Origin of the sequence: Streptomyces sp. NPDC002888 (assembly GCF_042888465.1) — a bacterium.
In the GTDB taxonomy this organism is placed as follows: Bacteria; Actinomycetota; Actinomycetes; order Streptomycetales; family Streptomycetaceae; genus Streptomyces.
In genome coordinates this window covers 15,845-37,572 of sequence record NZ_JBIAPU010000043.1, presented here as the reverse complement: position 1 = coordinate 37,572, position 21,728 = coordinate 15,845, and the positions used below count along the sequence as shown (strand labels likewise).

Below are 21,728 nucleotides of genomic sequence, written 5' to 3'. Positions count from 1 at the left end.
TGCGAGGAAATGGTTGTGCCAGCCGAGAGACGACCGCCGAAGACATGCCGAGGGCGGGTGCCGATCAGATCCGCCAGCCGCCTACCCGCCAGATCGCCGGGAACCCACGGGCAGGAGCCGTGAACACGGCGTGACCACGAACCGCCACAGCCAGGGCACGCGGCGCCGTCGGTGCTTCGGGCCTCGACAAGTAGCATCTCGTCGGCGAGTGACTTGATCGGGAGCCGGTTGAAGCAGCGTTCGACGGCATCGCGGCGCCGGTAGACCGCCCCGCCGAGTCGGCAGCAGTTTCCGCCTCGCCGGATACAGCCGTTGCCCGGTCGATCCGTTCCGGATCGCTGCTTGATGCCACAAGCACAGCAAGGCCCATCGCCTGTCTCACCGCAACCCTCGGCTCGCCCTCGCTGCGGAACCCAAGGATCCAGTGGAAATCTTCCGTATCGGAGGCGATTTGCCATGAGTCCAACAGTCCTGCCATGGTCAACTGCTCAAGCATGTGGGGCAGTTCGGCTGGTTGGATACCGCACTCGTGCGCTGTCCGATCGGCCTCATTGAGTCCCTGGCCGGTTTCGGATTGGCTGTGTGCCGCGAGGTAGACACTCATCAGCTGCGGAAGCGGACCGAGCACCCCAGCCCGGCTCGGGCGACTGCCGCGCAGCGCCCAGTCCGCCGCGCGGCGCCGGTCGGTACGGGCGGGTGCCTGGCCGAGCAGCGCGGCGTCCAGCAGTACGGCGGCCACCTCGTCAGCCGCACGGCCAGGAATCCTGCGCAGCCACCGCGCTTGCTCCAGTTCCCGCCACGGGCTCAGGGTGGCGCCCAGGCGGAGGCCGCGCAGCAGGCCCAGGGGAAGCCTGACCTGCATGCTGGCGTTCATACGCAAAGCGCACTGCAGGGCGATCAGCCGGGCGGCGGCCGAGGCTCCGGCTGGGAGCGCAGCGGCCAGATAGCTGAGCATTTCCCGGACCCTGGCCCGCCCGTCGGGCTCGCTGAGCCGCCGTCGGCGGCGGGAGGTTGTCGGCGGGGACGGCCGGGGGGTGAGAAGGGCGGTGTCGGGTACGACGGCGGCGTGGGCTGTCGCTGCGGCGCAGGCGGTGCACGTGTCGGCGAGTCGCCAGACCCGGCCGCCATGTTCACCGGCGAGGAGCAGGCGGACAGGGCCGGCGCAGCCGCGGTGGCGGCCGTGCCAGCGGCAGCCGCGCTCGCGGCACTGACAGATCCTCAGGTGGAGCGGGAGGGTGTCGCTGCGGGCGTGCCGGGCGAGATGGGTGAGGGCGGCCGCGCGGGCGGATGACGCTGTGACCGGGCCGCCGCCGTGGGGGCATCGCTGGCAGACGAGAACGAGTCCGCCGGTCTGTGAACGCAGTTCCACGGTCCAGGCACGCGGCGGTGTCGCGGGCCATGGTGCGCGCAGCCTCATGGGCGGGTGGCCCTCCTCTCGATGCCTCTGCCGGTGTCCGTCCGGGAAAGAGTGGCGGCGGACCACCGTAGTGCAGACGTCTGCCCTACAACCGTTGCCTCCACCTGGGCAAATAGGGCAGAGGTCTGCACTGACAGGGCAGGGGTCTGCACCGTCGGATGGACAGGTGACGATCTTGCCGCCCGATCCGGACCTCAACGCGCTGCGGCTGGAACTCGCGCGTCTGCGGGCCGTGCGCGGGTGGACGTACGACGAGCTCGCCGCCCGCAGTGGCCTGGCCAGGCGCACGGTCATCGAGATCGAGCAGGGTCGCACCATCGGCACCCTGAAGACCTGGCACGCTCTCGCGCACGCCCTGGGAACCCCGTTCGAGCAGCTCTTCGGCACGCTGTGCCACGGCCACGACCTGCCCGGCACCGCCGATCGCTGACGGCCGGAGCAGGGCTTCCACAGATCACCTGAAGCGGCGACGCCACATCGAACATCCAGACGCCCCTTCGCACGCCCGTCGCACTGCACGGGACCAACCGGATGACGTGACGGTGCCGCTCCCGCAGATGCGGCGTGTCGGCTGGCAGGTTCGCTCGCATGCGCTCCACGCCTTCATCTTCTGCGCGGCACTGGGACAGCAGCCCTGCCGCCACCCCGGTGCGTCGCTCCCTGCGGATCAGGCATGGTGGTACCAGCCTGCTGACGCGCTGCGGCGAGCACAGCCGTTGCCGTGAGTGCGGCAACCGAATCGAGTGGTATCACCGCAGCGACCCGCAGATGGCCATGGTCCCTCTCCATCCGCATGAACTCCCGGCCGCCCGGGTTCCTGCCGACTGCCGCTGGCACGTCAGTTCCGGCATCGCCCACCCGGCCGGGGACGGCAGCGGCTGGTGCCGCATCCCGCACGCCCTGCTGTGCCCCATACGGAACGCCCCCACAGCAGCCGGGCTGGGCACACTGCGCAGGGCGCTCGCTGTGCACACCCGCCGCCTGATCGACGCCGGGGCCTTCATTGCGCCGACCGCCCGGCCGGACGGGGCAGCAGCAGAGTCAGCCGTGTGCCGCCCGGCCCGCCCCGTCGTGCAACTGCTGTACGTCCGCTACCTCGCCGCCTGCCCGGTCGAGGACATCCGGTGTGTTGCCCAGACCCGGCGCCGCGACCGCTGTGCTCGCCCGCTACTCGCTCCCGATACCCCCGTGGGCACCTGGACCTTGATGCCCGCCACCGCCACCACCGGCCAACTGGCACTGCCCGCGAACATCATGGCCGTCTACGACCTCAGTGCCCTCCCCTACGCGGTGCAGCTGCGCTGGCGTGCCCAGCGCTGCCCCCAGCACGCGGCCACACCCACCACCCCCGACCTGACAGTGCCGGGCTGGGAACCCTTCAATCCCCTCCTGCACCGTGAGCACATCCACACCCGGCTGCCCACCCGCAGACGGCCCGGACCCTCGGGCCACTCGCGCAAGGCGGTCGGGCCGTGACGCGACACCATGCCGTCGAGATCCTCCTGACCCGGCCCCTGTCCCCCGGTGAACTCAAGCGCGCCCGGCGCGGCGTGCCACTGGCCGTGAACGCCGACCGCACCCGAATGATGGCCGTGCAGTACGCCCGCAGCCCGGGCCACGCCCTGCACAAGCTGCGGCGCCGCCTGGGCAAACGGCTGCCCATCGACGTCCTGAGTACGCACTACCCGGACCGCAAGGGGCAGGTACGGCTCAATGTCGCCTTCAGCCGGAGTGACGAGGCTGCCGTCCGCCGGGCTGCGGCTTCCCGGGGCCAGCGGCCGGCGGAATTCCTCAGCCGGCGCGTGACCGCGGCCCTCGCCGAGCGGGAACGGGAGCGCCTTCGCACACTGGAGGACCGGCTCCGGGACCTCCTCGCCGACCACACCCTCGAAGAAGTGCTGATCTGCGCAGCCCGAACGCGCGCAGCCGGCACCGCCGCTCACCAACGGCACCCTGATCCTCAAGCCCGTGAGACGTCCCGCGCCCGAAGGCAGCGGACGTTCTCTTCGTCTTCTGCCCTTCGCGGAGCCTTTGTTGCCCACGCCCACTGATGAACAAGTGCACGCCGCCGACGCCTTCCGCGCCGGTCACCACCTCGTCCTGCAAGCCGGCGCCGGCACAGGCAAGACCACCACCCTTGCCCTGCTCGCCGCCGCCACCCAGCGCCGCGGCCGCTACCTCGCCTTCAACAAAAGCATCGCCCTCGACGCCGCGGCGCGTTTCCCCCGTACCGTGCAATGCAAGACCGCCCATGCCACCGCCTACGCGGCCCTCGGCCACCGCTACACCCACCGCCTCAACAGCCCCCGCCAGAGCGCCTGGAAGACCGGCCGGGCACTCGGCATCACCCGCCCCGTCCGCATCGGCGAACACGAGATCACCGCCAAGTCGCTGTCCAACACCGTGCTGCGCACGGTCACCCGCTTCTGCTACTCCGCCGACCACTCCCTCGACCGCCACCACGTCCCGCCGCTGCGCCGCCTGGGGACACCCGCCGAACAGGCACAGTTCACCGAAGCGGTCCTTCCGTTCGCCCACCGTGCCTGGGCGGACCTGCACAACCCCGACCACGGGGTGGTGCGCTTCGAGCACGACCACTACCTGAAAATGTGGGCCCTCACCGAACCACGGATCGACGCGGACTTCCTGCTTCTCGACGAGGCCCAGGACACCAACCCCGTCCTGGAACAAGTCTTCTCCGCCCAGCGCGACCACGCGCAGCTCGTCATGGTCGGCGACTCCGCCCAGGCCATCTACGGCTGGCGCGGTGCCCGCGACGTGATGACTGGCTTCGACGCCGCGCACCTGACCCTCACACGCTCCTTCCGCTTCGGTCCCCTGATCGCGGAGCAGGCCAACCGGTGGCTGGAGCTCGCGGACGCTCCCATCCGCCTGACCGGCACCGACACCATCCCCACCACGGTCGGGGACCTCGACTGTCCGGACGCGGTGCTGTGCCGCACCAACATCGGCGCCATGACCGAAGTCATGCGCCTGCTCACCGACGGCCGGCGCGTCGCCCTGGCCCGCGGCGCACAGGCGCTGGCCGCGCTGGCACTCGCCGCCCGCGACCTCAAAGAGGGCCGCGCCACCGGCCATCGCGAGCTCGTTCTCTTCCGCTCCTGGGGCGAGCTGCAGGAGTACGCCGAACACGACCCCGCCGGACGTGACCTGCAGCCCTTCGTCAATCTCGTCGACACGCACGGGCCCGACGCCATCCTCGCCGCGATCAACCAGCTCACCGACGAGACAGACGCCGACGTCACCGTCTCCACCGCGCACACCGCCAAAGGCCGCGAATGGCCCACCGTGCGCATCGCCGACGACTTCCCCCCGCCCAAAGACACCGACCAGCACGACGCCCAGGGCCGCCCCATCCCCGAACCCGTCAACGACACCGACGCCCGCCTCGCCTACGTCGCCGTCACCCGCAGCCGCCACCACCTCGACCTCGGCGGCCTCTCATGGATCAACACCCACCTCCCCCCATCTCCTGCCGCCTGAAACAACACCTGCGCCACGGATCTGGCGGTGGAGTTCGAGGCGGTGATCAGTCCCGGCCGGCATGTGACGCTGCCGCAGGGACAGAGCCTGAAGTTCAGTCCGACCCTGGTCGGCCGGACCGTCACGGTCTGGGCCAGCCAGCGCACCGTCCACGTCCTGCTCGACGGACAGCTCATCCGGACCCGCTCGATGACCTTCCAACCACGGCGGGCCATCCGACGCGTCGGAGCCGACGGCACCTTCGTCGTCGCACGGCAGAAACTCCGTCCCGGCGTCGCACACGCCGGCAAGACCGTCACCGTGGCCACGGTCGGCGACTGCCAGCCCGGACCCCGCCGTCGTTGATCCTTCGCAGGTGCTGCCGGTGTGGTGGAGTTGTCCAGAAACCGACTGCCGTTGTGGCCAGTTGGGCCCGGCGGTGCACCTGTCGTGCTATGAGGTTGCGGGGGTTCCCTGCCCGGTGAGCCGGGCAGGTCGGGTCAATGCGAGGGGCGTGGATGGTACGGGAGCTGCAGGTCCTGCATCTGGACCACAACGAGCGGCGGCGCCTGCTGCCGGCGGCCCAGATGGGGCAGGTGCCGTTGGCGCAGCGAGGTGCGGTGTGGCAGCCGTCGCGGCATCCGTCCCAGCGCAGCATCGCCACATGGTGGTGGTCGGCGACGAGCGGACGGCATGTGGGCTGCCGGTCCCTGGAACGGATGTCGGTGGCGATGCTGCTGGACTTCCACCCCGCCGTGGTGGATTTCAGCGCCTGGTCGGCGCAGTTGGTGTGGCGTGAGCGGGGCCGCGAGCGGCGCCTTGTACCGGACTTCGTCGTGCGCACCGCGTCCGGGGACACGCTGGTGGTGGCGTGTCCTCCGGCCGCGGGTCCGGCCCACCGATTCCGGCGGGAGGTGGAGGTGCTGCGTGAGGCGTGCGGGCAAGCGGGCTGGCTGTTGGCTGCGCCACGGCTGCCGTCGGGGGCCGCGCTGGCGAACCTGCGCTGGATCTCCAGACGGCGCCACCCGCGCTACGGCGACTCTCAGGTCGAACAGGCGCTGACGGAGGCGTTCGCCCAGCCCCGTCCGCTGGCCGAGGGGGTGGAGGACTGCGGCGTGCCGCGGGCGCTGGCCCTTCCGAGGCTGTACCACATGCTGTGGCATCGGCGGTTGGGCGTGCGGTGGCGCGAGCCGCTGGGGCCCGGGGCGCTGGTGGGGCCGCTGCACGCGATCAGTACGCGGGCGTCGGCGGAGGGTGCGTTGGAGGGCGGCGGCCCGCTGGCAGTGGAGCGGTCATGAGCGTCCTGGCGGCGCAGGAGCCACGAGATCTGGTGGTGGTGCGGCACGCGCCGCGCGGAGCGCTGGTGCGCGGAGATCGAGTGCGCTGGCGCGGCCGCGGCTACCAGGTGGCGGGGCTGGACGGGATGAACGTGCTGCTGGCGGAGGGCACCGACGGCGGCCGCGTGTCGTCGGTGCTGTTGCCGGTGCTGGCAGCGGCGTCGGACTTCGCGGTGCTGGACGGGGCGGGCGTGGCGGTGGCGCGGGCGGAGCTGCCCGACTTCGCGCTGCTGGACGGCGTCCCGGAGTGGGCCGCGCAGGCGGCGCGGCGGTGGGAGCTGGCAGTGATCGAGGTGGACACCGGGTTGCCGCCCGGCGCGCCGCCGGGGGCGGTGCCCCGGCCAGCGTTCGACCCGGCGCGCACCACGCTGATCGACCGGTACCAGACCAAGGCCGCGGAGATGAGCGCGGTGCTGGGCGTGACGGTGTCTTGGCAGACGGTGCAGGCCAAGCGGCTGCGGTACCGCAAGCACCGCAGTGTGATGGCGCTGGTGGACGGGCGCAGCACCAAGGCAAGGCGGCTGCACGGGGCGACCGATCCGCTGGTGGTGGACCAGTTGATGGCGCTGGTGGAGCGTCAGCGGCGGCGGCTGGACACGCCCAGCAACGCGAGGAAGCTGTTCAAGCAGTTGCAGCGCCTGGTGCACGCCGCGTACGGGCCGCAGGTGAAGGTCCCGGCGGAGCAGACGCTGTACAAGCTGCTGGAGCGGTTGGGCATCAAGGCACGCGACCTTGGGGCGCCGGGCGCGCGGACGGCCGGGCGGACGGGCGCGCCCCCGTTTTCGGTGACGACGGCGACGATGCCCGGTGAGCTGGTCCAGATCGACTCGACCGACCTGGACGTGTGGGTGCTGGGCGACGACGGCCGGCCGGCACGCGCGGAGCTGACCATCGCGGTGGACGTGGCGACGCGTACGATCATCGCCGCGGTACTGCGGCCCAAGCAGCCGCGTCAGCGCCGCCGGGACCGCGGGCGCCCTCGGCAGGCCGCGCCGCCGCGCCCGAACGGGCGCGCCACCAAAGCCGTCGACGCCTGTGAGCTGCTAGCTCAGGCCATGGTGCCGGCCCCGATGCGCCCCGGGTTCGACGCGGCCGTGCACGCCAGCGTGTCCGCGCTGCCGTACTCGGAACTGGTGGAGATCGACCCGCGGTTCGCGCACGCCGCGGCCCGGCCGGTGATCGTGCCAGATCTGATCGTGATCGACCACGGCACGGTGTTCGCGGGGCGCACCTTCTTCGACGCGTGTGCCTACCTGGGCATCTCGATCCGCACGGCACGCAAGCGGACCGGGCAGGACAAGGCCGTGGTGGAGCGCACGTTCGGTGCGATCAAGTCGATGTTCAGCCAGTACGTGAACACCTACACCGGCAACGACCCGGTGCGGGTTCGGCGTACCGTGGACGGCGAACGGCTCTGGACGCTGCCGGAGTTGGACGACCTGCTGCAGCAGTGGATCGCGCTGGAGTGGCAGAACAAACCGCATCCGGAGCTGGCGGACCCCTTCGAGGTGTACCTGCCGCACCGGACCCCGAACGAGATGTACGCCGCGTGCGTACGGGTTGACGGCTACCTGCCGCTCCCGCTGACGCGGGAGGACTATCTGCGACTGCTGCCCACGGCCTGGGTGGGGGTCAGCGACCAGGGCATCCATTTCCAGGGGCGCACCTACGACCGGCCCGAGCGCGACCCGGAGGAGGGTCTGAACCCCTACCGGCGCACCCGGTCGGATCTGCGCGGGAAATGCGCGGGACGCTGGGAGATGCGGTACACCCCGAACGATCCGTCGCGGGTGTGGCTGCGGGACCACCGTTTCGCCAACCGGTGGGTGGAGGCGGTGTGGGTGCACCAGCACCGGGTGAACCAGCCCTGGACGCAGTTCCTGTGGGACATCGCGGCCGCCCAGTACCTGGAGCGCGGCGGGTCACTCAAGGACGAGTTCGCGCAGCAGGCGATCGCAGAGGCGCTGGCGGAACTGCTGGAACGGGCCTCGCGCGGTCCGGAGCGCGGCGGGGTGCCGTTCGTTCCGGACGGGTACGCCCCCGCGCCGCCGTCCGGCCCCTCCGAGGTGTTCGACCCCTACGGGCGCCGCCGGGCCGCTGAGCAGTCAACCGCCGCACCTGGTCCGGACACGGCTGAGGCTTCCCGCGAGGATGCGGACGCGGCTGCGGAAACGGACGCGACCGCGCCGCCGTCCCGGGTCTCGGACCCAGGTGTCGACGGACTGGGCCTGGACCTGTTCGCGTGGGACGAACTGGGCCCGCTCGCGCTCGACGATCCCCCGGCGGGGGTGGACGGGGTGGACTGGGGATTCGCGGCCGTCGCGCCCGATCCGGCACTCCTGGCATGGGAGCGCGGCCCGCAGACCTGGGCCGAGGAGCCCGCAACCGCAGGTGGGGAGAGCCTGTCGCAGCGGTACCGGCGGATCGAGGCCGAGCCGGACCCCTATGCGGAGCAGGACGAGTTCGACGTGGATCTGTAGCGGGGACAGATGGATGTGGGACCGTGCCGTTCTCGGCAGGGTGCAGGGTTGTTCACGGTGACGTTGGAAGGGGTGCGGTGACGGGCCGCAAGACGGAGTTGGAACGCCAGGAGGAGCGGCTGCTCCTCACGGCGAAGGTACCCGAGCAGTTGTTCCTGGCGCCGCCGGGCCCGCTGTGGCCGGACGACTGCCACGCCTGGCGGTTCATGTCCAAGCAGCAGGTAAGACCGCCGGACTTGGCGGACTGCGCCCCGCAGGGCACCAAAGTCACCGATCTGGATCCGCGCCTGCGCTGGCACGGACACATGCGCACGGTGTCCTCCCCCGCGGTCAACACCGCGCTGCGCCTGGTGGCCGAGCAGTTGCGGGCCAACCGCGAGCGCCGGCTCGGCAAGCCCCCGATACTACTGGAAGGCCCGCGCGGCACGGGGAAGAGCGCCGTGCTGCAGGCGATCGGCGTGCACTGGGAACGTCAATTCGAGCGACTGTACGCGCGGGACGAGAACCGGATCCCGGTGATCCTGCTGAGCGTCCCCGCGCCGGTGCGCGGCACCGTCCGCAACTGGCCGCAGGTGTTCGCCCGCTTCCTGGGGCAGGGCCGCGACAGCGGGGACCCGACCGAGTCGGTCATCATCGCGATGCGCAACGCGCGCACGCTGCTGGTCCTGATCGACGGGGTGGAACAGCTGCGCACCGCGGTGGAGGCGGAGCAGACGTTCGCGTACCTGGATCACATCAACGCCAGCACCGGGGCGACGTTCATCTACTGCGGGCGTCAGGCGCAGGCCATCGTCGACCCGTTGCTTCGTGACGAGGAAGCGGTGCTGGAGAAGGGCGAGGCCCGGCGCGGCGCCCACACGGTGATGCGGACCGGCCGACTGGGCTTCGACGACGAGGGGGTCCGCAGATTCCGGCGCGTGGTGACGCTGTTCGACCGGGATCTGCGCCTGCACGAGCACCAAAGTGGCGACCTGGTCGCGTTGAGCGAGTACCTGCACACGCGCAGCCGCGGCTATATGACGCATCTGTCGCAGCTGGTCTGCCAGGGGGCGCAGAAAGCGATCCGGGAGGGGACGGAGCGCCTCACCGTGGAACTGCTGGAGGAGTTGCCCTACGGGCGGACCGTGGAACTGTGAACCGCCGCGCCTGACGGTGACGTGTCGCAGTAGCCCGTGCCGGGCCGCTGGCGTCGTTTCCCTTCCCGCTGCCAGCCCGGGGCCCCGGCCTCAGCGGTTGTCAGGGCATCACGGTGGTGGGGGCTGTGGGTTGTCCCGCAGAACGGCGTGGAGGGCTTCGAGCTCTTCGGGTGTCAGGGCCCCAGGGTGTTCGCGGCATCGGCGCAGCCAGCGGCCGAGCACGAACGGGGGCCGGTCCGGGGTGCTGTGGTCCCACCAGGAGGGCTCGAGGTGGTCGTCGGGCACATCGCGGTGGCCCTCGCGGGCGGCGAACGCGGACAGGTGGCCGAGGGCCCGGTAGAAGTCGTGGCGCTGGGCGTCGCCGGCGCTTTGGTAGTACAGGCCTCCGGGCAATGGTGGGACGGGCAGAGCCAGCAGGAGTTCTTGCTGGCCCTGGTGCAGGTCGAAGAAGCGGGTCTGTTGGGTGTGCAGCCACTGCATGCCCGGCTGGTGCCACTGACCGGCGGCGGGCGGGAGGCAGGTGGCCTGGCGGGCGTCGGCGAGGGCTTGGACGGCGAGGCGGTAGCGGCGTTGCCAGTCGCGGGGCCAGGCGGGGTTCCAGTGCGGGTCGATGGCGTCCAGGGCGTGCCGGTGCTGGGCGGGCAGCTGCCCGGTGGCGGCCAGGCGGCGCTGGCGGGCCAGCCAGGTGCCCAGCGGGTGGCCGCCGAAGATCTCCCTGACCGGGACGGTCAGGTGACCTGTCTCGTCGGCCCAGGCACGGGCGTGGGCGAGCATGGACGCGAACGTGGGCGCCTGCCGGGTCCAGCAGAAGCCGAGCAGGTCCAGAACCTTGATGCGGCCGGGGGCCAGCCGGCGCCCCGCCAGACGGCGCAGGCGGAGTCGGTCCAGGGCCTCGCCCAGGGCGAAGCCGCCGACGGTGACGTAGCCGGTCGGCGGGTCCAGCGCTCCGTGGCGGGCGTGGTAGTGGGCGGCGGCGGCCAGCACGGTGTCCCAGGAGCCGATCGCGGGCAGGGCGATGGTCAGGCCCAGGGCACGGGCGAGAGCGGCGGTGCGTTCGGGGTGGGCGTAGAAGGAGCTGCGGGACGCGGCGAGGCCGCTGCCGGCTCCCGTGGCGCGCGTGGGCAGGGCGACGCGGTCCATGAACGACTCGTCGTGGGAGCGCAGCGCCTGCAGGAGGGTGATCAGGTTCGCGAAGGCCGGGTCGCGCGTCCAGTCGTCGTCGCTGCCCGAGCGCAGGTAGACGGGGATGATCAGGGTGGTCTTCTTGCCCGCCCCGGGGGGCTGGCGAAGGCCCCTGCCGATCGCCTGGATGGCGTCGATGACGCTGTATCGCGGGTCGGCGAAGACGACGGTCTCCACGTCGGGGATGTCGACGCCCTCGTTCAGGACCCGCACGTTGGACAGGATTTTCACCAGCGTATCGGTGCGGGCGAAGTCGTCGAGCAGGTCCCGGCGCCATTCGGCGCTTTGCCGGCTGTGGATGGCCTGGGCCCACAGGTCCTTGATCCGCAGGGGTTCGTCGAGTTGGGCGGCGGTGTCGGGAAGGGTGGCGGCGAAGGCCTCGGCGGCGGCGACGCGGTTGTGGAAGACCAGGACGCGGCGCAGACCGTGTTCGGCAATCGCGCGCAGGACGGCGACCTGGATGGCGCCGTTGCGCAGTCCGTCCAGGTGGGCGGTCGTGCCGGGCCGCGGGGTGGTGAGGATGCCGAACAGGTCGGCGTCCGCCACCACGGGCAGCAGGACTTGGTAGTCGGCCAGGATGCTCATCTCGATAGCGGCGGCCATGCCCAGCTCGTAGACGGTCGGACCGAAGATCTCCCGGCGGTCCATGGTGGCCAGCGGCGGGCGCTGCACGAACGGGATGTCCTCGTCCTCGGCGGGGGCACCCCACACGCGGGGCGTCGCGGTCATGTACAGGCGCAGCTTGGCGGGCAGGGCGGCGTCGTCGTGGACGGTGCCCCAGCCGTCGCCAAACGCCGTGCAGGTGCGGTGGGCCTCGTCCGCGATGACCAGGTCCCAGGCGGGCAGCTGGAACCCCTCGTGGGCGCGGCGGATGTGGTGCAGGGAGCTGTAGGTGGCGAACACGGTCACCGGCCCGCCGGTGCGCATGGCGCGGGCAATGGCCCGCGGGTAGCACACCATCAGGGCCACGCCCGGGTCCAAGCCGCTGGCCCGCTGGCTGAGGGAGCACACGCCCAGGGCCATGCCTGGTTGGCCGCTCTGGCGCCAGCGGAGGGCGGTCTGCACGAGCAGGGCCTTGGTGGGTACCAGCACCAGGACAGTGCCGTTGGGGGCCAGGCGTCGGGCGGCGCGCTGCGCGGTCAGGGTCTTCCCGCTGCCGCACGCGGACGCGACGGTCATCCGCCGCTCCCCGGCCGCCACGGCGGCGAGGATCCGGGCCAGTGCTTCGCGCTGGTGCGCGCGCAGTTCCACCCCCTGGCTCTCCTTCCCATCCCTCCGGTCCCGGGCGAAGATCGCCGGATGTCGGCGGAAGTTACCTTCCGATAGAGGGAGTTCGGAGGCGGGGCGAGTATTTTCGGCCAACGGCACCTGGCCGGGGCGCGGTAGATCGGGCATCGGCAGAGGAGTGTCCGCGAGGCGGAACGGTGGCCGCAGGGCGGGAAGAAGAGGGCGGATCGTGGGGAACATGACCGGACGCAGCACGGTGAGGCAGGGACGGGCCGGGCGGCCGCGTCCTGCCGAGCGGCTGGGACTGTGGAAAGTCCCTTTGATCGCCGGGGAGTCGACCGGTTCCTTCGCCCGGCGCTTGGCGGCCCTCAACGGCATCCCTGACCGTGACTTCTGGCTCATGTTCGGCCGCTCTGTGCGCTCGGGGCGCGAGCCGAGCGAGCCGCGCTACGGCGACGGTTACCTGAACACGGCCGCGCTCGAGCGCCTGTCGGTGATGTGCGGGCGCAGCGTTGGGGAGTTGCAGTTCGCGCTGCCCAACACCCGCCCGCACCGGCTGCTGAAGGGGGCGGGGCCGCCGGTGTGGGACTGGCCGTGGGACACGCCCGGGTGCTTCCTGGTGCGCGGATGCGAGCTGTGTGCCCGGGTGCAGGGCACCACGGATCAGGTGTACCTGGCCGTGGATGCCTCGTGGCAGGTGTGTGCGCGGCACGGCCGCTGGCTGGACAACCGCCGTGAACCCGGTGCCGGTGCGATCCGACTGGCGGGGCTGCCGGAGGTCGTGCACGCGGAGAGGAAGCGCAGGGTGCTGGAGCGGCGGCTGGGGCCGGGCGGGCGCGCGATGTTCGCCGACGCCTACGCGATCACCTCGTGCTGGTGGAACGTCCCCGTCTTCAACCCAGCCGTCTGGCAGGCCCGCCGGCGCCTGCTGGGGGCGGCGGGGCGCGACGAACTGCGGGTCGCTCCCCTGCTGTCCTACCCGGAGGCGGTGACTCTGGCCTACGAACTCGCCTCCCGCGAGCGGCGGCGCCAGCGGCGGACCCTGTCACCCGGGCAGGACTCGGCCTGGCTCGCGGGGCTGGCCACGCTGATGGATGCCTGGGGTATGCCCGCCCCGGCGTTGGACGTGGTCGGGGCCTGGCTCGAGCGTCACACTCTGCTCCCGCAGCCCCGCTCGCGAGCCGCACGCGAGCAGGCGGGGCGGGAGCGGCCGGCCCGGGGCCGGTACCGGCGGCTGCCACTGCCCGCCCCGCACAAGGTGACGTCGCAGGACGCTGTTCTGGCCGAGCGCAGCTGCCTGCCGTGGAAGCTCGGCGAGCTGATCACCAACCGGCTGCAGCCCGCGCCACGGGGCTGGTACCTGGGCGGCCGCGCCTGAGGCGGAACTCAGCAGACCCCGTCCCGGTCGGCGGCGGTGACGATGTGGGCAGAGGGAAGAGGTGACGTCCGTCCCTTGTCCGTCACCTCGACGAAAATCCGTAGTAGCCGATCAGGTCGCGCAGGTGGTCGCGGGTCTGCTGGTACAGGCGTGCAGCCCATCGGCGTGCGGTGTCCTCGTCCGGCAGTCCGCCCAGGCCGAAGTGGACGGGCCCGAAGCTCCCCCAGGCCCCCTCGCCTGCGCCGATGGCGTCCTCGATCGCGTACTGCAGGGGGTTGGCGACCTCCGGCCTGACGAGGACGAGTTTGGTGGTGCTGGTGTCGACCCGGGCGCTCCAACCGTCGGGCAACCGCTCGATGCACACGAACGGGTTCTTGGAGATGCGGGCCTTCCGGTACAGGGCCGGAAGGGCGTGGGGGCGGCCGGTGAGGTCCGCGATGGCGTCCTGCGGTTCACAATCGGTCGCGGCGGCTGCGCGCCGGGCGCGCAGCTGAGAGACGGCGGGGGTCGCTAGCGCCTGGTCATGGCCGGGCTGGGCCGCCCGGCGGGCCAGTTCCACGAGCGCGTTCAGGGCGCGGCGCTCGTCGGCGGGCAGCGCGGCGAAGCCGGCTCTCTGCTCCTGGAACCAAGTCCCCAGGGGGAAGGACCCGGCCGGACCGCGGTTGCTCCCCTTCCACGTGACCATGTGCTCCACGGGGATGTCCACGTGGCCGTGCTCGGCCAGGAAGCGGGCGGCGTACGCCAGACCGTCGCCGCGGCGGTCGGGAGTCTGACGGCTCGATGCGCGCACGGGGGACAGCAGTGCTTCGGTACACGGCGAGGCTCCGATCTGCACCAGCAGATCCTGCTGCTCCGGGGTCAGCGCTTTGAAGAAGTCCCGCTCCTGCTTCTCGATCCAGTGCAGCGCCTGCCGGTCCTGCGGGGACGGGGGCCGGGATGCCAGATGCCAGAGCTGGCCCGGCCCCGGGTAGAGGGCTTTCGCGTGGGCGTACGCGCGCTGCCATGCCGGTGGCCACGCCGGATTCCACCACCGGTCGATACGGTCCAGGGCGCCTTGCACGTCGGCGTCCAAGGTTCCGGCACCTGCCCGGCTACGGCAGTTGGCCAGCCACCTGCCCAGGGCGTATCCGCCGACGACCGTGTCAGGGGCTGCCAGCAGGTGGCCGTGGGTGCGGGTGTACAGGCGGGCGTGGTCGAGCATGGCCTGCGTGGGGCTAGGCAACTGCCATGACATGCCCAGGTCTTCGAGGGCGGCCTGACAGTCGGCTGGCAGGGTTCCCAGCAAGTGGTGCAGGCGCTGGTTCGCGATCCACTGTCCCAGGCCGAAGCCCTGCTCGTCGGTGTAGTCCAGGGTGATGGTCAGATGCCCGTGCACGCGGTGGTGCGCGGTGGCGGCACGCAGTCCGTCCCTCCAGGTTCCGGCGGCGGGGAGCAAAATCTTCAGGCCCAGAACGCGGGCCAGTTGCGCTGCGCGTTCGGGCTCCGCGTAGAGCAGTTCGCGGGTGATCACGGTGCTGGTGCGGGTCGGTTCGGGCAGCGTGACGCGGTCCATGAACGATTCGTCGTGGGAGCGCAGCGCCTCCAGGATCGCGATCAGGGCGGCGAAGTCGGAGTTCTCCAGGATGTCGGCGCCCTCCCCGGTGCGGGGCAGGTAGACGGGAACGACCAAGGTGGTGCGTTTGCCTGCGCCCGGCGGCTGGCGAAGGCCCCGGGAGACGCCTTGGACGGCGTCGATGGTGCTGTAGCGGGGAGCGGCGAAGACGACGCCGTCCAGGTCGGGAAGGTCGACGCCCTCGTTCAGGAGGCGGGCGTTGGACAGGACGGCGACGTCGTGGGCCGGGTCGTCGAAGGCGGCCAGCAGGGACTGGTTGAGGGTGTCGTCCTGCTCGCCGGTGACGGCGTGGGACCACAGCTGCGTGCGGCGCAGCGGTTCGTGGACCTTGGCGGCGGTGGTGGGCAGGGTGCGGGCGAAGCCGTCGGCGGCTTCGACACGGTTGTGGAACGCGAGGATGCGCCGGAGCCTGTGTTCGGCGACGGCACGCAGGAGGGCGACTTGGACGGCGGCGTTGCGCAGTCCGTCCAGGTGGGCGCTGCCGGCGGGGTGGGGGTCGTTGAGGATGGCGAGCAGGTCGCGGTCGGTGTCGTCGACGGTGACGACCAGAACCTGGTAGTCGGCGACGATGCCACGCGCGATGGCGTCGGCCAGGCCCAGGCGGTAGACGATCGGGCCGAACACCTCCTGGTGCTCCATGGTGGCCAGCGGGACGCGACCGGTGTCCTGGGCAGTGCCGGTGCGGGCGGCCCAGATCCTGGGGGTCGCGGTCATGTACAGGCGGGTGGTGGCACGGATCAGAGTGTCGTCGTGAACGGCTCCCCAGCCGTCCACGAAGCCGGCGCACGTGCGGTGCGCCTCGTCGGCTATCAGCAGGTCCCAGCGGATGGCGCCGAGCGCGCGGGCGTCGGTCAGGTGGCGCAGGGAGGCATAGGTCATAATCACGGTCGCGGCGCCGCGCCGCTGTTGGACGGCGGGCAGGATCGTGCCGGGATCGCTGGTCATGCGTACGGTCTGCCAGGGGATGCCGCTGTCGTGCTGGGACAGGGAGCACAGGCCGAACAGCAGGCCGCGGTAGCCGGCTTCGCGCCATTTCAAGGCGGTCTGCACGACCAGCGCCTTGGTGGGCACCAGCACCACGGTCGCGCCGGTCGGCGCGACCGATTCGGCGGCACGCTGGGCGATCAAAGTCTTGCCGCTGCCGCTCGCGGAGACCACCGTCATCCTCCGCAGGCCCTCGCAGGCACCGGCCTCGATCGCGTCCAGGGCCTCGCGCTGATGGGGGCGTAACTGCATCTCGCTCCTCGGCGTTCGCGGCGCACCGCCCGGTTCGGCGGCCCGCGGATACGGATCGGCTTTGGCCGCCGCCCGCGGACCGGGCGGCGACCGAAGCTACCGAATGAACCGGCCCGCGTGCACACCGCTGCCTGCCGGCCGCCCGCCGCACCTGGGTGTCGGGTGCCCGGGCGGATCAGGTGCCCTCGTGGGCCTACAGCGACCGCTCCGACGACTGCGCCGCGGACCTGACGGTGATGCACCAGGAGGAGATCCTCGCCGACAAGCTCAAGTGCCTCCTGCAACGGCAGTCGATCCGCGACCTGTTCGACCTCACCCACTCCACCCGTGTTCAACGATGAGATCCCGGTCGACCGGAACAGTGTGGTCTCCGCCTTCCTCAACAAGACCATCTTCTCCACCCGCACCGCCCGACCCCGACACCGCCGCCGACCACCCACCCCGAGCAGCAGCGCACCTACGTCCGGACACGGGGGCAGCAGCCCCATGCCAACAGGGGATTCAACATACCAGAAAGATCGGAGTAATCACCCAAAAGGTACATCCTGACATGGCGTCAGTCGACGCGCCCCCAAGGAAATCCTCTCTCCATCTCCAACATCCTCGGGCTAACCACAGCACAGCAGTTCAGAGAACCTAAGCGAGACCAGAGGCCGAGCAACTTAGCCATACCATCCCAGGTCAAACACCGAACCAAAGTGTCCTCCATGAACTCTAAGCAGTGCACTTCAAGGCCATGTTCATGTCGTAACTAGAGAGAGGACTGACAGGTGGGTAGGTGTCTGATGGCACGTCGTGGCGTGATGGAGCCCGGTTCCGGGCTGTGGTCAGGCCGTGGCGGCTGGGCTGGCGACGCCGGCGATTTGGTCCCAAATTGCGAAGCGGACGGTCATCTCGGCGCGGTAGTGGTGTGCGGGCATCAGATGGCGGCGGGGCCGGAAGTGGGGCGAGATCCCGCTGAACGCGGACAGGAACCGCTGGGCTCCGCCCACGGAGCGGAAGTTTTTCATCGCCCCTTCGCGTTGCCTGGTGGGCTGGTGGCTGTTCTCCGCCCGGTTGTTCAGATACTTCGACTGCCGGTGCTCGACGGAGGGCATGACCTCGCGATGAGCCGCGCCGTAGGAGCGGAGCTTGTCGGTGACGACCACCCGCGGCACCGCACCGGTCCTCTTCAGCAGTCTGCGGAAGAAACGCCTGGCCGCAGCCTTGTCCCGCCGGTTCTGCACCAGGATGTCCAGGACATTGCCGTCCTGGTCGACGGCCCGCCACAGGTACTTCTGTTCCCCGTTGATCTTGATGAAGACTTCGTCCAGGTGCCACTTGTCCCCGGGCTGGGGCTGTCGGCGGCGCAGCGCGTTGGCATAGGTCTGCCCGAACTTGGCGCACCAACGGCGCACCGTCTCGTAGGAGACGACGATCCCGCGCTCGAGCATGAGCTCCTCGATCTCGCGGAACGACAGCGGGAAGCGGAAGTACAGCCACACACAATGGGAGATGACCTCGACCGGATACCGATGCCCCTTGTACGACGGCGACACGGCCCCCACAGACAGTCCCCTCCAGCACAATCAACCAGAAGATCATCCCACCCGGCCAACCAACGTGACAGCGCCGTGGAGAGTGCTGCTGACCTGCAACGATGGGACTTGTCGAGGGTCCTGTCAGCTGCAAGGAAAGAAGCACTCTCCAGGTGAAGAAGCGTAACGGGTCGTACCCGCGCGTCCGTGTCGAGGGCGGCGGGCGAGGGGTGGTCTCGCAGGCCGGGTCGGTGCTGCTGGTCGAGACGGTCCGCAAGTCCGGCCTGGACACCGCGATATCCGCGGCGCTGGCGCCGTGGCGCAAGCCGCGGGCCGTGCACCATCCGGGCAAGATCCTGCTGGACTTGGCCCTGGCCGTCGCACTCGGCGGGGACTGCCTGGCCGACGTCGGAATGCTGCGGGCCGAGCCAGACGTGTTCGGCCCGGTGGCCTCCGATCCGACCGTCTCCCGTCTCGTCGACACACTCGCCGCCTCCGGTCCGAAGGCCCTCGCGGCGATCCGGGACGCACGTTCCCAAGTACGCGGGCGGGTCTGGGACTTGGCGGGTGCGAGCAGTCCGGCCGCCGACGGCCAGGTGATCGTGGACATCGACGGCGTGCTGGTGCTCGCCCACTCCGAGAAGCAGGACGCCACCGCGACCTGGAAGAAGACCTTCGGCCACCATCCGCTCGTCGCGTTCGTCGACCACGGCCAGGCCGGGTCCGGGGAGCCGGTGGCCGCCCTGCTGCGGCCCGGCAACGCCGGCTCCAACGCTGCCGCCGACCACATCGAAACCGCCCAACTCGCCCTGGCCCAACTGCCCAAACGCCTGCGGCGGGGACGGCAGACACTGATCCGGACCGACTCCGGCGGCGGCACCCACGCCTTCCTCGACTGGCTCTCCAAACCGGGCCGGTGGCTGTCGTATTCCGTCGGAATGACCATCACCCACGCCCTCCACCAGGCCGTGGTGAAGATCCCGAAGAAAGCATGGACGCCGGCCTACGACTCCGGCGGCACCGAGCGGCCCGGGGCCTGGGTCACGGAGATCACCGACATGCCCGACCTCTCCTCCGGGCCCAAGGGAATGCGGCTGATCGTCCGCAAGGAACGCCCGCACCCCGGCGCCCAGCTGCGCTTCACCGACTTCGACGGACTGCGGCTGACCTGCTTCGCCACCAACACGAAAGGCGGCCAGCTCGCCGACCTGGAACTGCGCCACCGTAGAAGGGCCCGCTGCGAGGACCGCATCCGAAACGCCCGCGACACCGGCCTGCGCAACCTGCCCCTGCACGACACAGCCCAGAACCAGATCTGGCTGGAGATCGTCTCCCTCGCGCTCGACCTCCTCGCCTGGATGCCGATGCTCGCCCTGACCGGCAAGACCCGCCGCTGGGAGCCCAAGAAGCTTCGCCTGCGCTTGTTCTCCGCCGCCGCCCAGCTCGTGAACACCGGACGCCGCCACTGGCTCCGCTTCACCGCCCGATGGCCCTGGACCGACGTCATCACCCACGCGATCGACAGGCTCCACACCCTCCCGAACCCCGGCTGACCAGCAACTTCGACAGTCCCGGCAACCCGCGCCACCGCACCACCGCACCACCGCACCACCGCACCGGCGAAGTGGAACCCGGCGCCCACCCGACGCGACAGCCGGGCCCTCACCCTGCCCCAGCCCCGAAAAGACCCCACCACACAGACACAGAGTCCCCGTCAGCAAGCTGACGGGGACTCATGAACGATCGAGGCTAATAGGTGGCCGCAGGATTCGCGTCAGCTCCTGGCTGGTCTTGACCCTGTGTGGGAGTTGGCGGTGTTGCACAATGTTCGTGTGATTGCGGTCGGGCTCTCGCTTGGGCTGTCGGTATTCTGCAATCATGGGTGCGGCGAATGCCGCACATTTCATGGGGGGTGCATTTGCGGGGGCGTACTTGGGTTTTCAATAGCTGTACCTTCGGCCTTGACTGCTATCGGCTCGGTCTGCCCCGAACCGTGATTTCTCTGTGTGGCCGCGCAGAGCGAACCATGTACTCACTTGGGCCAGGTCCGTGAGTTTCCGCTGGTAGACGGCCATCGTGGTGCTGCTCGGCGGCGTATCCGCCGGACCGATCCTGCGGTCCTGCGTCGTCCCAGTCCGGATCGATGCGCACCGGGTACTCATGCCGCTCCGCCGCCAGGAGCCGTTCCCAAATCTCGATTCCGGTCATAGCGATGCCCCGGCCGGGCATTACCTCATTTCCTGCCACCCTCGGCTACCTATAGGGCTGCCGCCCGGCTCGCGAACTCAAGCCCAAATCCCTGACCAACTCGGAAGTCACATACGCCCCTTCCATTAGGAGGAACAGTGTCGACTCCAACTCCGGATCACTTCGAAAACGGCGGATTCGAATCCCCGAAACTGATGCAACCGGTCAAGACAGTCCCGACCGGAGACTCCATCGGGCCTTGGAAGGTCGTCACCGGCGACGTGGATCTGGTCAGTTCCGGCTACTGGTCGGTGGCCGAGGGCAGCCAGTCGCTGGACCTCAACGGCTACGGGCCTGGCGAGGTGTCCCAGACCTTCGCCACCACCCCTGGGACCACCTACACGGTCACCTACTCCCTCGCCGGGAATCCTGACCAGCAACCGACAGTGAAGACCGGCAAGGTCCTCGTCGACGGACAGGACGTCCAGGACTTCTCCTGCGACACCACCGGCAGAAGCCACCAGGACATGGGGTGGGTCACCCGGCAGGTGACCTTCGTGGCCACCAGCTCGTCCACCACCCTGAGCTTCCGCAGCACGACCGCCAACAGCCTCTCCGGACCCGTCATCGACAACGTCACCGTGTCCTCCGCGGAGCGGGCGTGCATCTCCAGCGATTCCGGCAACGCCCTTACCCGGGGCACCGACGGGTGTCTGTACGTTCCCCAGCCACCGGCCCAGCCCACCCTGGACCCCGCGTCATGCAACGCCGCGGAGGTCACCGAAAACGGACTGCGCGTGCCGCGCACCACCGTGGACGGCATCGCCCCAGGCACCAGCGTCGGCACGGAGCGGTCCGTGGACATCGACGTCACCGAAACACCCGGTTGCCCGGAGATCTGGACGGTCGGCGCACGCCTGACCCCGGTCAGCGGCATAGCGGTAAGCCGCTCGTCGTCCTACTTCACACCGGGCGCAGAAAACACTTTCAGCATCATGGACGTCTCGGAGCTGACGGTCACCCTCCCGGAAGCCGGCATCTACGATCTCGACGTCAACCTCCGGTACGAACTGAACAACAACGACGGCCCGGCCAGCACCCACATGAGCGCAAGGCTGACGAACACCACCACCGGCGTCGATGTGCCCGACAGCGAGACCCTGGTGTGCCACCTCAACAACACCAATCCGCAGTACGCGCACAGCACTGTGCCGATCAACGTCCGCTACGAGGTGTCGGAACCGTCCACCATCACCGTACGCGGCTACCTAACCTGGCAGACGTATCCTCTGAAGACCGCAATGCTCGGCGGCGGAGACGGCAACGGCTACTCACGCTTCCGCTGGACGAAGATCTCAGACTGACCTCCTGCTGTCGGCGCAGGCGGTCAGTGCCCTGATGTCCGCGCGCCCGGCAGCCGGGAACATCGGACACGCAGCCCGCAGCACCACATGCCGCCATGGAGCACAGCGGTCGCGCTATCGGGCTGAGTGCTGGCGACGATGGAGCGCCCGCCCCGGGCAGAGGGCGGGAGCT

The 21,728-nt window shown here is 70.3% G+C and carries 15 protein-coding genes and 1 pseudogene; 12 read left to right on the top strand and 4 right to left on the bottom strand.

Features of this window, described 5'->3' with window-relative positions:
- Positions 1–221 precede the first annotated feature (221 nt).
- Positions 222–334: pseudogene (locus tag ACFYWX_RS44160) on the bottom strand (IS5/IS1182 family transposase); the annotation flags it as partial.
- 1,249 nt (positions 335–1,583) lie between these two features.
- On the opposite strand from ACFYWX_RS44160, the gene ACFYWX_RS44155 reads away from it, so the two are divergent.
- From ACFYWX_RS44155 to ACFYWX_RS44120, 8 genes are all read left to right on the top strand, one after another.
- The gene (locus ACFYWX_RS44155) at positions 1,584–1,847 is read left to right on the top strand and encodes a helix-turn-helix transcriptional regulator (RefSeq protein ID WP_389431027.1); all 264 of its coding nucleotides are present in this window, start codon (positions 1,584–1,586) and stop codon (positions 1,845–1,847) included.
- A gap of 158 nt (positions 1,848–2,005) precedes the next feature.
- Positions 2,006–2,893, top strand: coding sequence for a DUF6083 domain-containing protein (locus tag ACFYWX_RS44150; protein ID WP_389431026.1), 888 nt, complete (start codon positions 2,006–2,008; stop codon positions 2,891–2,893).
- Entirely contained in the window at positions 2,890–3,468 is a 579-nt protein-coding gene (locus tag ACFYWX_RS44145; RefSeq protein ID WP_389431024.1) for a hypothetical protein, read from the top strand. Before ACFYWX_RS44150 ends, ACFYWX_RS44145 begins: the two co-directional genes overlap by 4 nt.
- The gene (locus ACFYWX_RS44140) at positions 3,452–4,921 is read left to right on the top strand and encodes a UvrD-helicase domain-containing protein (RefSeq protein ID WP_389431022.1); all 1,470 of its coding nucleotides are present in this window, start codon (positions 3,452–3,454) and stop codon (positions 4,919–4,921) included. Before ACFYWX_RS44145 ends, ACFYWX_RS44140 begins: the two co-directional genes overlap by 17 nt.
- A gap of 27 nt (positions 4,922–4,948) precedes the next feature.
- Positions 4,949–5,266, top strand: a complete 318-nt coding sequence (locus ACFYWX_RS44135) for a hypothetical protein (protein ID WP_389431021.1) — start codon at positions 4,949–4,951, stop codon at positions 5,264–5,266.
- A 152-nt stretch (positions 5,267–5,418) separates the two neighbouring features.
- Positions 5,419–6,198 carry a TnsA-like heteromeric transposase endonuclease subunit gene (locus ACFYWX_RS44130; RefSeq protein WP_389431019.1) on the top strand — a complete coding sequence of 260 codons (780 nt, stop codon included), beginning with the start codon at positions 5,419–5,421 and terminating at the stop codon, positions 6,196–6,198.
- Positions 6,195–8,717 carry an integrase gene (locus ACFYWX_RS44125; RefSeq protein WP_389431018.1) on the top strand — a complete coding sequence of 841 codons (2,523 nt, stop codon included), beginning with the start codon at positions 6,195–6,197 and terminating at the stop codon, positions 8,715–8,717. Before ACFYWX_RS44130 ends, ACFYWX_RS44125 begins: the two co-directional genes overlap by 4 nt.
- Positions 8,718–8,794: 77 nt before the next feature.
- Positions 8,795–9,853 carry a hypothetical protein gene (locus ACFYWX_RS44120; RefSeq protein ID WP_389431017.1) on the top strand — a complete coding sequence of 353 codons (1,059 nt, stop codon included), beginning with the start codon at positions 8,795–8,797 and terminating at the stop codon, positions 9,851–9,853.
- 108 nt (positions 9,854–9,961) lie between these two features.
- On the opposite strand, the gene ACFYWX_RS44115 is transcribed toward ACFYWX_RS44120, so the two are convergent.
- Entirely contained in the window at positions 9,962–12,286 is a 2,325-nt protein-coding gene (locus tag ACFYWX_RS44115; protein WP_389431016.1) for a Helicase associated domain protein, read from the bottom strand.
- Between the two features lie 214 nt (positions 12,287–12,500).
- On the opposite strand from ACFYWX_RS44115, the gene ACFYWX_RS44110 reads away from it, so the two are divergent.
- Complete coding sequence (locus tag ACFYWX_RS44110) at positions 12,501–13,640, top strand: hypothetical protein (protein ID WP_389431015.1); 1,140 nt, start codon at positions 12,501–12,503, stop codon at positions 13,638–13,640.
- Between the two features lie 82 nt (positions 13,641–13,722).
- On the opposite strand, the gene ACFYWX_RS44105 is transcribed toward ACFYWX_RS44110, so the two are convergent.
- A complete protein-coding gene (locus ACFYWX_RS44105) occupies positions 13,723–16,488 on the bottom strand; it encodes a Helicase associated domain protein (RefSeq protein ID WP_389431013.1) in 2,766 nt (921 codons plus the stop codon).
- Positions 16,489–16,667: 179 nt separating this feature from the next.
- On the opposite strand from ACFYWX_RS44105, the gene ACFYWX_RS44100 reads away from it, so the two are divergent.
- The gene (locus tag ACFYWX_RS44100; RefSeq protein WP_389431011.1) at positions 16,668–16,829 is read left to right on the top strand and encodes a nucleotidyl transferase AbiEii/AbiGii toxin family protein; all 162 of its coding nucleotides are present in this window, start codon (positions 16,668–16,670) and stop codon (positions 16,827–16,829) included.
- Positions 16,830–17,315: 486 nt separating this feature from the next.
- Here ACFYWX_RS44100 and ACFYWX_RS44095 read toward each other — a convergent pair whose 3' ends face one another.
- The gene (locus tag ACFYWX_RS44095) at positions 17,316–18,035 is read right to left on the bottom strand and encodes an IS6 family transposase (RefSeq protein ID WP_389431009.1); all 720 of its coding nucleotides are present in this window, start codon (positions 18,033–18,035) and stop codon (positions 17,316–17,318) included.
- A 143-nt stretch (positions 18,036–18,178) separates the two neighbouring features.
- Here ACFYWX_RS44095 and ACFYWX_RS44090 point away from each other — a divergent pair, with 143 nt between their 5' ends.
- Positions 18,179–19,558 (top strand): IS1380 family transposase, encoded by a 1,380-nt coding sequence (locus ACFYWX_RS44090; protein ID WP_389431007.1) that lies wholly within the window; start codon positions 18,179–18,181, stop codon positions 19,556–19,558.
- 792 nt (positions 19,559–20,350) lie between these two features.
- On the top strand, positions 20,351–21,556 hold the full coding sequence (locus tag ACFYWX_RS44085; RefSeq protein WP_389431006.1) for a choice-of-anchor C family protein: 1,206 nt from the start codon (positions 20,351–20,353) through the stop codon (positions 21,554–21,556).
- The last annotated feature ends 172 nt before the right edge of the window (positions 21,557–21,728 follow it).

Coding starts and splice junctions, on each gene's coding strand:
- ACFYWX_RS44110 (WP_389431015.1), top strand. CDS start 12,501: ATGACCGGACGCAGCACGGTGAGGCAGGGACGGGCCGGGCGGCCGCGT.
- ACFYWX_RS44130 (WP_389431019.1), top strand. CDS start 5,419: ATGGTACGGGAGCTGCAGGTCCTGCATCTGGACCACAACGAGCGGCGG.
- ACFYWX_RS44150 (WP_389431026.1), top strand. CDS start 2,006: ATGCGCTCCACGCCTTCATCTTCTGCGCGGCACTGGGACAGCAGCCCT.
- ACFYWX_RS44105 (WP_389431013.1), bottom strand. CDS start 16,488: ATGCAGTTACGCCCCCATCAGCGCGAGGCCCTGGACGCGATCGAGGCC.
- ACFYWX_RS44125 (WP_389431018.1), top strand. CDS start 6,195: ATGAGCGTCCTGGCGGCGCAGGAGCCACGAGATCTGGTGGTGGTGCGG.